Raw genomic sequence first — 12788 nt, 5'->3', positions numbered from 1 at the left:
GCCGAGGCCGCGGCGGGCGGCGGGTCACCCGGCGGCGCGCTCCACGAGCGTGTCAGGGCACCACGTTCTCCGGGAGCACCCCGGCGCCGTCCGGACGGACCTCGCCGGTGTCGCGCGGCCGCGCGGTCTCGGCCATCACGATGCCGCCCAGCACGATCGCGCCTCCGACGAGCTGGACCGCGGTCATCGCCTCGCCGAGCACCAGCCACGCCGCCGCCGACGCGGCGACGGGCTCCGTCATGCCGAGCAGCCCCGCCCGAGCGGCACCGAGCGCCCGGATGCCCCAGAGGAACAGCAGGTACGGCACGGCGGTCCCGAGCACGACGATCCACGCGACGAGCAACCACATCGGCGGCTCGGCACCGGTGAGCGGGCCCGGCATCGCGACGCCCTCCCCGAGCGTGCCGACCGGGAACGTCCACAGCGGCTGCAGCACGATCCAGAACAGCGCCGCGAACCCCATCGACCACGCGTGCGTCGCGAGCGGGTCGCGCCGCGAGACCAGGCGCTCGCCGAGCAGGTAGTAGCACGCGAGCGACACCGCGGCGCCGGCGGCCGCGAGCAGCCCGAGGGCGTCGAGCACGACGCCGTCGCCGACCTGGGCGACGAGCGCGAGCCCGCCGAGGCAGGCCGCGAGCGCCCACCACACGCGCGCCCGGACCTGCTCGTGCAGCACGAACCGCGCCCACAGCGCCACGAGCAGGGGAGCGGTGTACTCGATCAGCAGCGCGAGACCGACGGGCAGGCGGGAGATCGCGACGAGGTAGAACCACTGCACGAGCGCGACACCGACGACGCCGAGCACCGCCATGACCGCGAGCTCGCGCCCGCGCAGCCGCAACGAGCCGCGCGAGACCAGCAGCGCAGCGGCGACGAGGAGGACGGCGGAGCCGAGGCAGCGCAGCTCGACGAGCCGCGTCGGGCTCAGGCCCGCCTGCATGGCGATCTTGGCGACCGTGCCGTTGACCGCGAACAACAACGAGCCGACGACGACGGCCAGGACGCCGAGCGGCGCCGAAGGACGGGACACCGGGTGAGGGTAGCCGTCCGGGGCGACATCGGACGTGAGGCGGGGACGCGGCGCGACCCGGGGGTCGGCGGGGTGGCCGGGCGCGAGACCGGCGGAGTGGCGGGTGCTGGGTGTGGGACGCGGTGCCGGCCGACCCCAGCCCACGCGCGCGACCGGCCCTCGCGCGGTGCACGGGCCCGCCGCACGGGGGCTGCGTGCGCCGCCCTAGCGTCCCGCGCATGGCAGAGGCATGGGGTGGGTCCGGGTGGAGCGGCGGGCCGCCGGCGGGGTGGACCGGCGGCGGCGCGGGAGCCGTCGCGCCGTTCGTGGCGCGCGCTGCCGGGACGGTGCACGACGCCGCGCGCCGGCTCGTCGCGGCACAGCAGGTCGACTGGGTCTCCGACGCCGCCGCGCGCTACCGGGAGGCGCTCGACGAGGCGCACCGTCAGGTCCTCGCGACCGGCGCGCTCGTCGAGGGCGCGCTCGAGGACGTCCGCGCGGTCGACCGCGCGACGGCCGTGCAGGCGCTCGCGGCGGCGAGGGCCGCCGCGACGGCGGCCGGTGTCCCCGGCGGTGCGTGGTGAGGGCTGACCGGGACGACCCCGCCGCCAACGACCCTGCCGCCAACGACCCCGCCGCCGACGGCTCCGACCTGACGCCGAGCTGCACCGCCGAGCCCGCCGAGCCCGCCGGCATCCGGGTCACGGGCGGCTACGGCGGCACGGTGGCCCGGCTCGAGGACCTCCGCCGGGCCGCCGTCGAGCTGCGCTCCGCCGCCGACCTGCTCGACGACGCCACCGCGACCCTCGCGAGCGCCGAGCGCGTGACGTGGGCCGGCCCCGACGCGCTCACGGCCGGTCAGCACGCGCGTGCGGCGCTCGCACCGCTGCGTCGTGGGCCCACGACCCCGGCGGCGACGGCGGCGCGCGTGCGGGACCTCGCCCGGTCGCTGGACCGCGTCGCGGAGACCTACGCGGCTGCCGAGAGCGACGCTCAGCGTGCCGTCCGGGGGCTCACCGCCGTCGGGGCGACCCTCCTGGCGGAGACGCCCCTGCGGTTCCTCGTCGGGCAGGTCGTCGTGGCCGGGCTCACGGGAGGGCTGGTCCTCGAGGGGGCGGCGTACCGCAGCACGGGACGCTGGGTCGGGCCCGGCGACCTCGTGCGCTCGGGCGCGGCGGAGACGATGCTCCACGGCGTCGCGACCTACCTCCGGGCGCTGCGGCCCGGTCTCCAGCTCCCCGTGCGTGCACCCGTCGGCGACGCCGTCGCCCCGCTCGCCCGCCTGCTCGGGACCGGCAAGGTGCGCGTGACCCCCGTCGTCCCGGTGCTCCCGCTCGCCGAGCGGCTCGGCATCGGGTCGACGCTCCCGCCGATCGTCGTGCCGCTGCTCAGCAGCTCCGGCCCGACCACCGGCGCCCCGCCGCGCAGCATCGAGGACGTGCTCGGGGCGGTGGGCACGGGCTACGAGGGCGAACCCGGGACGGTCGCCGTGACCCGGCTGGACCACCCCGACGGCACGCGGTCCTGGGTCGTCGCGATCCCGGGGACGGAGGACCACCGGCTCGGGACCAGCAACCCCCTGAACGACGAGTCGAACCTGCGGCTCATGGCCGCGCAGGCCGCTGCGTCCGCCGCGCTGGTCACCGTCGCGCTCGCCCGCGCCGGCGTGGGCGCCGGCGAGCCCGTCATGCTCGCCGGGCACAGCCAAGGCGGGATGGCGGCGATGCGCGTCGCGGCGGACCCCGCCGTGCGGGCGCGGTACAGCATCACCCACGTCCTCACCGCGGGGTCGCCCGTCGCGGGCATGGCGGTCCCCGCCGACGTGCGGGTGCTGAGCATCGAGCACACCAACGACGCCGTGCCCGCTCTCGACGGGGCGCCGAACCCGGACACGCCCCACCGCACCACCGTGCGCGTCGAGCTCGCGCAGTCACCCCACGTCGAGGACCGCCTCGCCGCACGGGGCGTGGCCGGTGCGCACGAGACCGAGGTCTACGTCCGGTCGGCGGCGAGGATCGCGGAGCACGCCGGCGGCCACGCGTCGTTGCGGGACTGGGACGCGTCCGCCGTCGCGCAGGTCTTCGGGGCAGGGGAGAGCACGGCGACCGTCACCGAGTACCAGGGCACGAACGTGCTGCGCGATGACCCGGTGCCGCCCGACGCGGTGCGGGTCGAGGCTCGGGGTGGACCGGGCGACCCGTGAGGGTCCGTCGCGGCGTCAGGGTCGACGGGCGACTCGTGAGCGTCGGCCGGAGGTCCGGGGTCCACGGGCGGCTTATGAGGGTCGGTTGCGAGGCTCGGGGTGCACGGGGCGACCCGTGAGCGTCAGTCGCGGCTCTTCGGGACCACGACGCTGAGCGCGAAGCTCACGACCGAGACGATGAGCGCGCCGACCAGCGCCGTCCAGAAGTCGTCGATCCGCAGGCCCCAGCTCGCCTGCTCCGTGATCCACGCCGTCAGCATGAGCATCAGGGCGTTGACCACGAGCGTGAACAGCCCGAGGGTCAGGACGTAGAGCGGCAAGGACAGCAGCGCCACGATCGGCTTCACGACCGCGTTGACGATCCCGAAGACCAGGGCGACGAGCAGGATGACGCCCGCACGCTCGGCCGCGGTGTCACCCCCGACGACCGTCAGCCCGGACAGCACGAGCGTCGCGAGCCAGATCGCCACGCCGTTGATGAGCACCCGCAGCACAAAACCCATAGGCGCGATCCTGCCACCGCGGCTGCGTGCGCCGGGGGAGACGCGGCCGCGCGTGCACGCGGGTGCGTCGGCGCCGGCTGGCATGCTGGGCACCGTGACCCAGGTCCCGCTCCGTCCCGCTGTCGCCCACCTCCCGGCCTACGTCCCCGGTGCGCGCGTGCCGGTCGGTGCCGCCGCGTTCAAGCTCTCGTCGAACGAGAACCCGTTCCCGCCGCTCGCCTCGGTCGTCGCCGCGATCTGCGACGCCGCGCAGGACGTCAACCGGTACCCCGACATGTACGCGACGGAGCTCACCGAGGCGATCGCGGCGGACCTGGGCGTCGACCCCGCGCAGGTCGTCACGGGTACCGGCTCGGTCGCGGTGCTGAACCACGTGCTCAACGCCGTGGTGAACGCGAGGGACGAGGTCGTCTACCCGTGGCGCTCGTTCGAGGCGTACCCGATCGCGGTCGCGCTCGCGCACGCCGAGGGAGTCCCCGTCCCGGTGCGCGAGGACGGCAGGCTCGACCTCCCGGCGATGGCGGCGGCCGTCACGCCGCGGACCCGCGCGGTGCTCGTGTGCACGCCGAACAACCCGACGGGTCCCGCGGTGCGCGCCGACGAGCTGGCCCACCTGCTCGAGCAGGTCCCGGGCAACGTCCTCGTGGTGCTCGACGAGGCGTACGTGGAGTTCGTGCGCGACCCGGACGTGCCCGACGCGCTCGCGGTCCTCGCGAAGCACCCGAACGTCGTCGTGCTGCGGACGTTCTCGAAGGCGTACGGCCTCGCGGGCCTGCGCGTCGGGTTCGCCGTCGCCCGGCCCCGGCTCGCCGCGGGCATCCGCGCCGCGTCCACGCCGTTCGGCGTCTCCCACGTCGGGCAGATGGCGGCCCTCGCGTCGCTGCGCGCCAAGGACGAGCTGCTGGAGCGCGTCGAGTCGGTCGTGCAGGAGCGCGCACGCATGCTCGCGGGTCTGCGCGTGCAGGGCTGGACGGTCCCGGACAGCGAGGCCAACTTCGTGTGGCTCCCGCTCGGGGAGCGCGCGGCGGCGTTCGCGCAGGAGGCGACGCGGGCCGGTGTGCTCGTGCGGCCCTTCGCGGGCGACGGGGTGCGGATCAGCGTCGGCGAGCCCGAGGCGACCGAGGTGCTGCTCGAGGTCGCGGAGTCGTTCCGGCGCTGACGGCGTGTCCCGCGCCGGCGGCCGTCGACCCTCGGTCGGTCGGTCGGTCGGCCGGCGCGGACGGCCCGGCCCGGTGCCGACGCTCGACCTGTGCAGGACGAGTCCGTCGTCGGGAACGCTGCCCCGCCGCCTGCGGGTGCGCGAGCCTCGGCGACCTCGACGGCCGAGGAGACGGCCCGCAGTGCGCGACCCGGACGCTAAAACGCTCTTGTGTCGGATCATCTGAAGTCGTACCGTCGCGCTCGTGACCCGCACCGTGACGCTCGACCCCTGGTCCGGCCCCCTGCCACCGGCCGCTCCGCCCTCCACCCTCCGGGTGCACCAGCTCCCGACGGGCACCTACGAGACGCGGGCCGCGTTCGCGGTCACGGGCGGGCGGTTCCGCGACCGTCGCCGGTTCGCCGCCACGTCGGTGCTCGTCCAGCACCCCGCCGGCGACCTCCTGATCGACGCGGGGTTCGGTGCGCACCTCGACGAGCACGTCCGCCTGCTGCCCCGGATCGAGCGCGCACCGCACGCGCGAGGGCGGACCGTCCGCGAGCAGCTCGACGCCGCCGGCTACGACGTCGACCGGCTCCTCGGGGTCCTGGTCACCCACGTGCACTGGGACCACGTCAGCGGCCTCGACTCGCTCGACGTGCCGGTCTGGCTGACCCGTGAGGAACGCGAGTACGGCGTCACCGACCCCCACGGAGCGGTCTTCCGGGCCGTGTCCGCCCGGCACGAGATCCGGGAGTACACGCTCGACGGGCCCCCGTACCTCGGGTTCCCGGCGAGCCACGACGTGCACGGCGACGGGTCCGTCGTCGTCGCGCGTGCCGGCGGGCACACCCCCGGGTCGGTCGTGGTGTTCGTCAGCCTCCCGACGGGCGAGCGGTACGGGTTCCTCGGGGACCTGACGTGGCAGCTCGACGGCATCGAGCGGCACGCCGAGCGCCCGTGGCTGCTGCGCCTCCTGGCGGACGTCGACGCCGACCTCGTGCGGACCGGGCTGGACCGCAGCATCGCGCTGCGCGACGTCGTGCACCTCGTCCCGTCGCACGACGTCTCCGCGTACGACCCGATCCCCGTGCTGGGGACCACCGACGCGGGTGTGCGACCGTGAGCCCGAGGTCGGCCCCGGAGAGCAGCCCGCCGGCTCTCGGACCCGGGCCGGACGCCGAGATGACATGGCTGCTGCACCGGGCCGCGCAGAGGATGCGCGCGGCGACCGGAGCCGCTGCGCAGCAGCACGGCCGCTCGCTCCGCGACCACATCGTCCTGAGCGCGCTCCACATGTCCCCGGGTCTGACGCAGATCGAGCTCGGGCGCGCGCTCGGCATGGACAAGACCACGCTGACGAGCGAGCTCGACCGGCTCGAGCGCGCCGGGCTCGTCGAGCGCAGCGTCGACCCCCGTGACCGGCGGGCGCGCGTGCTCGCCCTGACGGCGGCCGGGGGCGAGACACGTCGCGCCGTCGCGGCCGACGCCGAGCAGGCGGAGTCCACGGCGCTCGCGGCGTTCAGCGGCGCCGAGGTGGCGGCCCTGCGGCGGATGCTGTTCACGCTCGTCGGCACGAGCGAGGACCCGGGGACCTGCGTGTGAGCGCGAGCCGGTGGACCTCGCCGGTGCGTGTCGGCGGGTCGTCCTACGGTGGGCGCGACCACTGGCGCGCGTCCGAGGAGCTCCCATGACCACCTTCACCGACCGCCCGGCCACCGCGCTGGTCGTCATCGACGTCCAGAAGGGCGTCGTCGCCGAGGCCCACGAGCGTGACGCGGTCGTCGGGCGCATCGCGACGCTCGTCGAGCGGGCGCGCGGCGAGCAGGTGCCGGTCGTGTGGGTCCAGCACTCCGACGAGGGCCTGCCGCTGGGCAGCGAGCCGTGGGAGTACGTGCCGGAGCTCGTGCGCAACGAGGCGGAGCCGCTCGTGCACAAGCTCTACGGCGACTCGTTCGAGGGCACGGAGCTCGAGGAGGTGCTCGCCGCCGCGCGCGTCGGGAGGCTCGTCGTCGCCGGCGCGCAGACCGACGCGTGCATCCGCTCGACGATCCACGGTGCGCTCACGCGCGGGTACGACGTCACGCTCGTCGGCGACGCGCACACGACCGACGACCAGAGCGCGTGGGGTGCGCCGCCGCCCGCCCAGGTCATCGCGCACACCAACCTGTACTGGAGCGACCAGTCGGCGCCGGGCCGCTCGGGCGGCGTCGTCGACACGGCGGACGTCACCTTCACGGGCTGAGGCCGGGCCGCACCCGCACCCGTCAGGACGCCGTCCGGAACGTCTTCGTCGGGCCGACGAGCGTGCCGTGCTCGTTGGTCGCGACGACCCGGAAGTAGTACGTGGTGCCCCGCGCCAGGCCGGTCAGCGGGTAGCGCAGCGTCTTCTCGTACGTGAGCGCCTCGAGGTCCTGGGACGCCGTGACCCTGCCCAGCGCCGGCGTCGTCCCCCACTCGAGGTACGCCGTGGTGACGGCGCGGTGCGGGTGCACGCCGGCGTACGGCTCGGCCGACCCGGCCGTCACCAGGGTCGCGCCGGCCCACGTCGTCGTCGGCGGACCCGCCGTGTACGTGGTCAGGTCGAGGACCGTGGTGCCGACGGCGGTCGTCACCGTCAGGCGCCAGTAGTACGTCGTGCCGGGCTGCAGGTTCGGGGCGGTGACGGCGACCTGCGTCTTGCCGGTGACAGCGGCGAGGTCCATCACCGGGCTCGTGCTGCCGTACGCGGGCGTCGGGCCCCACTCCATCTGGGCGTGCCCGACGATGCCCCCCGTCTCGACCCACGCGTTGAGCTCGAGCGACGTCGTCGTGACGTTCCGGACCGCGGTCGACGCCTTCGGTGCGGCCGCCGACGTGACGGTGTGCCGGTCGACGTTCGACGTGCCCGCCGCGTCGGTCACCGTCAGGACCGCCTGGAACGAGCCCCCGGCGTACGTGTGCGGGACCGCCGCGGGCGGCTGACCCTCCCCGCCCGTGGACGTGCCGTCCCCGAAGTCGAGCGTCCAGCGCGTCACGCCGGTCCCGTTCGTGTGGCCGCTGCCGGTGCTGCGGGAGGCGTCGAACGTCACCGTGAGCGGCGACGGGCCGGCGAGCCTCGACGGCACGAGCCACGCGGAGGCCCGCCCGTGCGCCGAGGGGCGCGCCCCGGCGTCGACGAACCCGGCGACCGCCCGCTCCGACGACGTGATCCACCACTCGCAGTTGCCGGTCGTGTTGAAGACCGTGACGGCCTTGACCTCCGGCCACGAGGCCAGCGTCGACATCGTCTCCCGGTACCAGCTCGCCTTCCGCTCCGGGTCGAGCGCGTCCTCGAACGAGTTCCACTCGGCGAGCATCAGCGGCTTGCCGTGCGCGACGCCCCACGCGCGGAACGGGCTCGCGATCTCCGACATCGTGCGCCAGCGCTGCGGCACACCCGTCGTGCAGCCGTTCCAGTTGTACGGGTCGAGCGCGACCCAGTCGACGACGTCGTCGCCGGGGTACAGGTCGTCGGCGCCGACCTTCGTCGGGGTCGTCGGCGGGCTGTTGAACGCGGCCGGGGTCATGACCCAGGTCCACGCCACGTTGGTCACGCCCTCGGTGCGGAACACCTCGACGTAGTGCCGGTACGCCGCGCGGTAGTCGGCGGGCGAGCCGTACTCGGGGGAGTAGTCGGGCTCGTGGTGGAAGACGAGGTACAGCGGGACCTCGAGCGAGCGGATGCCCGCTGCCTGCTCGCGGATCCGCGCGTCGTGCGCGCCGCTCGCGACCTCGGCCCACGGCAGCTTCGTGCCGTTGCGGAGCTTCGGCAGGATCGACAGGACCGGCGTGCGGCCACGCTCCACCGACTGCCGCACCGACACCGGCGGCATCGGGTCGTCCCAGATCGAGTACCAGCGGTGCAGGTCGAGCTTGCGCCCGATCAGGCTCTCCAGGTCACGCATGGCCGTCTCGGTGTCCGGCGCGTCCCGCGTCCCCGCGAACGCGCCGAACAGCAGCCCCTGGGCGGGCGTGAGCTGCTGCGACGCGGTGAGGACCGGGGGTGTGGTCGGCGTGGGCGGTGCGGGGCTCGCGGTCGGGGAGGGCGTGGGGGTGGGCGACGGTGTCGCGGTGGTCGTGGGGCTCGCCGAGGGCCTCGGGGTGGCCGACGGCGTGGGGGTCACGGACGGCAGAGGCGTCTGGCTGGGACTCGCCGAGGTCGTGGGCGTGGCGGAGGGCCTGGGGGTGGCCGAGCTCGTCGGGGTGACCGTGGGGGCGGGCGACGGGGTCGGGGTGGCCGTGGGGGTCGCGGAGGCCGTGGGGGTGAGCAAGGGCCTGGGCGTGACCGACGGCGAGGGTGCGGCGGACGGTGTCGGCGACGGTGCAGCGGTGGGCGTCGGGGTGGTGGACGGCCTGGGGGTGGCCGACGGGGTCGGGGTGGGCGTGGGTGTCGAGGTGGCCGACGGCGTCGGTGTGGGGGTCGGTCGGACGGGCAGCACCGGCTTCGGCGTCGGGGTCGGGCGCCGGACCGAGTTCGTCGGCGGGATGGCCCGACGGACGTCCGCGGTCCGCGGGCTCACCCGGACGCTGCCCTCGAGCGAGACCAGCGACGGGTCGGGTCCGCCGACCGGCCGGACGGTCTCGCGCACGAGGCCCGCCACGCGCGGCGCGGGTGCGGCGCCGGAGACGGAGGTCGAGAGGCGGGCGGCGCTGGACGGTGCTGCGGGTGCGGGTGCGGGTGCGGGTGCGGCCGGGACGGACGTCGCGGACGTGAGGCCCGCGACGACCGCCGTCGACGTGGCTGTCGTCGCCGGTCCCGTGGCGGGCAGGACCGTGCGGAGGAGCCGCGCGGCGTCGGCCGGCTCGCCGCGCACCAGGCCCCCGTCGGGCAGTCCGCCGGCCGCAGCCGCGACCGGGCCGTCCACCGTCGTCGTGCCTTCCGCGCCGCCCGGTGCGGCGGTCTGAGACTTCGTCGTAGCCGAGGGGGCTGCGGAGACGGCAGCACGGCCGTCCGTGCGCTCCGCCGCGGGCGCGGAGGTCAGTGCCGTGGCGACGAGAGCCGTCGTGAGCGCGAGGGTCGTGAGCGCGTGCAGCCCGCGCCGGGCCGCCGCCCGGCCGCTCGACGGGAGGGTGACACGGTCCGCCGGCCGGCGCCGGGGAGTGCGCGGTCGACGTGCCGGCGAGCCGGCTGGGCTGATGTGCACGTGTGCTCCGTGGTTCGGTGGCCTGGCTGACCGCGGGGGCCCCATGGCTTTGCGTCCCCGCCTCGCGACGGGTTTGCCTTTGTCGTCCGTGCCCGCGCAGGGTGGAGGTGTGCGCGGGTGCCTGTGCCTGAGTCATCGGCGCGTGCGGGCGCGTCGTGAGCGCGTGCGGGGGAGACGCACGTCTCGCGCGGGTGAGATCGAGCCGGCCGGTGTGGGCGGGCCCCCGGGAGGGCGGGCCCCCGGGAGGGCGGGCCGCGGGATGCGGCGGGCCGAGCGCGGCTGCGGGCCGAGCGCGGTGGCGGGCCGAGGACGGTGGCGGGCCGAGCGCTGTGGCGGGCCGAGGACGGTGGCGGGCCGAGAGCGGCGGCGGGCCCCGGACGCACGAGAGGCGGGCCCGCGCTCCGGATCGCCGGTGGCACGTGCCCGCCTCTTCGCCGTGCGGGCCGGCACCCCGGGGTGTGGGATACCGACAATCCGGCACGGCGACGGTTGTCGGGGGGTCCCCCGCCAACCTACGGTCACGTAGCCTACGCTGACGTAGGTTGCTACGACCAGCGCTCGTGCCCCCGTCTCGCCCCGCACGAAGGAGTCACCGCGTGAGCCCGAACGGCCCTCTGACGGATGACGGACTCGTCCAGCTGCTGACCCCCACCGGGGCGCGCGTCCACGACACGACCTACGACCCCCTCGTCGCGCACGTCACGCCCGAGGACCTGCGCGGCATGTACCGCGACATGGTCCTCGTGCGGCGGTTCGACTCCGAGGCGACCGCGCTCCAGCGCCAGGGCGAGCTCGGCCTGTGGGCCCAGAGCCTCGGCCAGGAGGCCGCGCAGGTCGGCTCCGGCCGCGCGCTCCGGCCGCAGGACTACGTCTTCCCGTCGTACCGCGAGCACGGCGTCGCGCACGTGCGGGGCCTCGACCTGACGGACATCCTGCGGCAGTTCCGGGGCATCGACCACGGCGGCTGGGACACCGAGGCGCACAACTTCCACCTGTACACGCTCGTCATCGGCTCGCACACGCTGCACGCGACCGGGTACGCGATGGGCGTGCAGCGCGACGGCGCGGTCGGCACCGGCGACCCCGAGCGCGACACCGCGGTCGTCACCTACTTCGGCGACGGCGCGACCGCGCAGGGCGACGTCAACGAGGCGCTCGTGTTCGCCGCGGTCAACAACGCCCCGCTCGTGCTGTTCTGCCAGAACAACCAGTGGGCCATCTCGGAGCCGACGACGCACCAGGCGCGCGTCCCGATCGCCGACCGCGGCAAGGGCTTCGGGGTGCCGAGCGTGCGGGTCGACGGCAACGACGTCCTCGCGTCGTACGCCGTGACGCTGCAGGCGCTCGAGCGCGCCCGGTCCGGCGGCGGCCCGACCCTCGTCGAGGCGTTCACGTACCGGATGGGCGCGCACACGACGTCCGACGACCCGACCCGGTACCGCTCCGCCGCGGAGGAGGAGTACTGGCGCCAGCGCGACCCGATCGACCGCCTGCGCCTGCACCTCACGGCGACCGACGAGCTGCCGCAGGACTTCCTGGACGAGGTCGACGCCGAGGCGGCGGCGCTCGGTGAGCGTGTCCGGGCGACGGTGCACGGGTTCACCGCACCACCGACGTCGACGCTGTTCGAGCACGTGTACGCGACCCCGCACGCCGTCGTCGACGCCGAGCGTGCCTGGTTCGAGGGGTACGAGGCGTCGTTCGTGACCGGTGCGACCGAGGGGAGCGCGCGATGAGCGCCGACGTCCAGAAGATCTCGCTCGCGAAGGCGATCAACGTCGGGCTGCGCCGGGCCCTGGAGCAGGACCCCAAGGTGCTGCTCATGGGTGAGGACATCGGGGCGCTCGGGGGTGTGTTCCGGGTGACCGACGGGCTGCAGAAGGACTTCGGCAAGGACCGCGTCGTCGACACCCCGCTCGCGGAGTCCGGCATCGTCGGCACCGCGATCGGGCTCGCGCTGCGCGGGTACCGCCCGGTCTGCGAGATCCAGTTCGACGGGTTCATCTTCCCGGCGTTCGACCAGATCACGACGCAGCTCGCGAAGATGCACTACCGCTCGCGCGGCCGGCTGAACCTGCCCGTCGTCATCCGCGTGCCGTACGGCGGCGGGATCGGGGCGATCGAGCACCACAGCGAGTCGCCCGAGGCGCTGTTCGCGCACACCGCCGGGCTCCGGGTCGTCAGCCCGTCGAACCCCGCGGACGCGTTCACGATGATCCAGCAGGCCGTCGCCTCGCCCGACCCGGTGCTGTTCTTCGAGCCCAAGGGCCGCTACTGGGACAAGGCCGAGGTCGACCTCGGTGCCGCGGTCGGAGCCCCGCACGACGCGTCCGCGGCGACCGGGCTGGACCGCGCGCAGGTCGTGCGCAGCGGCACCGACGTGACGCTCGTCGCCTACGGGCCGGCGGTCGCCGTCGCGCTCAAGGCCGCCGCGGCCGCGCAGGCGGAGGGTACGAGCGTCGAGGTCGTCGACCTGCGCACGATCTCCCCGCTCGACACCGCGACCGTCGTCGAGTCGGTCCGCCGCACGCGCCGCTGCGTGGTGGTGCACGAGGCCCCGACGCTCTACGGCAGCGGCGCCGAGGTCGCGGCCCGGGTCACCGAGGAGTGCTTCTACCACCTCGAGGCGCCCGTGCTGCGGGTCGGCGGCTTCCACAGCCCGTACCCCGTGTCCAAGCTCGAGCACGAGTACCTGCCCGGGCTCGACCGCGTTCTCGACGCGGTCGACCGCACCCTCGCGTTCTGACCGCCTGGCGTTCTGAGGAGACCG

General features: G+C 75.4%; 12 protein-coding genes and 1 riboswitch. Of the genes, 9 read left to right on the top strand and 3 right to left on the bottom strand.

Annotated elements, in window-relative coordinates:
- Positions 1 to 52: 52 nt before the first annotated feature.
- A complete protein-coding gene (locus tag ACWFNE_RS01610) occupies positions 53 to 1030 on the bottom strand; it encodes a DMT family transporter (RefSeq protein ID WP_452120709.1) in 978 nt (325 codons plus the stop codon).
- 218 nt (positions 1031 to 1248) lie between these two features.
- Here ACWFNE_RS01610 and ACWFNE_RS01605 point away from each other — a divergent pair, with 218 nt between their 5' ends.
- Positions 1249 to 1593, top strand: a complete 345-nt coding sequence (locus tag ACWFNE_RS01605; protein WP_452120708.1) for a hypothetical protein — start codon at positions 1249 to 1251, stop codon at positions 1591 to 1593.
- Positions 1590 to 3212 (top strand): hypothetical protein, encoded by a 1623-nt coding sequence (locus ACWFNE_RS01600; protein WP_452120707.1) that lies wholly within the window; start codon positions 1590 to 1592, stop codon positions 3210 to 3212. The genes ACWFNE_RS01605 and ACWFNE_RS01600 overlap by 4 nt, the downstream gene beginning before the upstream one ends.
- Positions 3213 to 3334: 122 nt before the next feature.
- On the opposite strand, the gene ACWFNE_RS01595 is transcribed toward ACWFNE_RS01600, so the two are convergent.
- The gene (locus ACWFNE_RS01595) at positions 3335 to 3715 is read right to left on the bottom strand and encodes a phage holin family protein (RefSeq protein WP_452120706.1); all 381 of its coding nucleotides are present in this window, start codon (positions 3713 to 3715) and stop codon (positions 3335 to 3337) included.
- Between the two features lie 82 nt (positions 3716 to 3797).
- On the opposite strand from ACWFNE_RS01595, the gene hisC reads away from it, so the two are divergent.
- From hisC to ACWFNE_RS01575, 4 genes are all read left to right on the top strand, one after another.
- Positions 3798 to 4874 carry a histidinol-phosphate transaminase gene (hisC, locus tag ACWFNE_RS01590; protein WP_452120705.1) on the top strand — a complete coding sequence of 359 codons (1077 nt, stop codon included), beginning with the start codon at positions 3798 to 3800 and terminating at the stop codon, positions 4872 to 4874.
- Positions 4875 to 5118: 244 nt separating this feature from the next.
- Positions 5119 to 5979, top strand: a complete 861-nt coding sequence (locus tag ACWFNE_RS01585) for an MBL fold metallo-hydrolase (protein WP_452120704.1) — start codon at positions 5119 to 5121, stop codon at positions 5977 to 5979.
- Positions 5980 to 6038: 59 nt separating this feature from the next.
- On the top strand, positions 6039 to 6458 hold the full coding sequence (locus tag ACWFNE_RS01580) for a MarR family winged helix-turn-helix transcriptional regulator (RefSeq protein ID WP_452120703.1): 420 nt from the start codon (positions 6039 to 6041) through the stop codon (positions 6456 to 6458).
- An 85-nt stretch (positions 6459 to 6543) separates the two neighbouring features.
- Positions 6544 to 7098 carry an isochorismatase family protein gene (locus ACWFNE_RS01575; RefSeq protein ID WP_452120702.1) on the top strand — a complete coding sequence of 185 codons (555 nt, stop codon included), beginning with the start codon at positions 6544 to 6546 and terminating at the stop codon, positions 7096 to 7098.
- 22 nt (positions 7099 to 7120) lie between these two features.
- Here the strand turns inward: ACWFNE_RS01575 and ACWFNE_RS01570 are convergent, their stop codons facing one another.
- Complete coding sequence (locus tag ACWFNE_RS01570; RefSeq protein WP_452120701.1) at positions 7121 to 8779, bottom strand: PKD domain-containing protein; 1659 nt, start codon at positions 8777 to 8779, stop codon at positions 7121 to 7123.
- On the opposite strand from ACWFNE_RS01570, the gene ACWFNE_RS01565 reads away from it, so the two are divergent.
- From ACWFNE_RS01565 to ACWFNE_RS01555, 3 genes are all read left to right on the top strand, one after another.
- Positions 8778 to 9779 (top strand): hypothetical protein, encoded by a 1002-nt coding sequence (locus ACWFNE_RS01565; protein WP_452120700.1) that lies wholly within the window; start codon positions 8778 to 8780, stop codon positions 9777 to 9779. The genes ACWFNE_RS01570 and ACWFNE_RS01565 overlap by 2 nt on opposite strands.
- Before the next feature lie 252 nt (positions 9780 to 10031).
- A riboswitch (cyclic di-GMP riboswitch) is annotated at positions 10032 to 10106 on the bottom strand.
- Positions 10107 to 10614: 508 nt separating this feature from the next.
- Positions 10615 to 11754 (top strand): pyruvate dehydrogenase (acetyl-transferring) E1 component subunit alpha, encoded by a 1140-nt coding sequence (gene pdhA / locus ACWFNE_RS01560; RefSeq protein ID WP_452120699.1) that lies wholly within the window; start codon positions 10615 to 10617, stop codon positions 11752 to 11754.
- Positions 11751 to 12764, top strand: coding sequence for an alpha-ketoacid dehydrogenase subunit beta (locus ACWFNE_RS01555; protein ID WP_452120698.1), 1014 nt, complete (start codon positions 11751 to 11753; stop codon positions 12762 to 12764). Before pdhA ends, ACWFNE_RS01555 begins: the two co-directional genes overlap by 4 nt.
- The last annotated feature ends 24 nt before the right edge of the window (positions 12765 to 12788 follow it).

It is taken from the genome of Cellulomonas sp. NPDC055163 (assembly GCF_053607065.1).
This window is presented reverse-complemented; position numbering and strand designations above follow the sequence as displayed.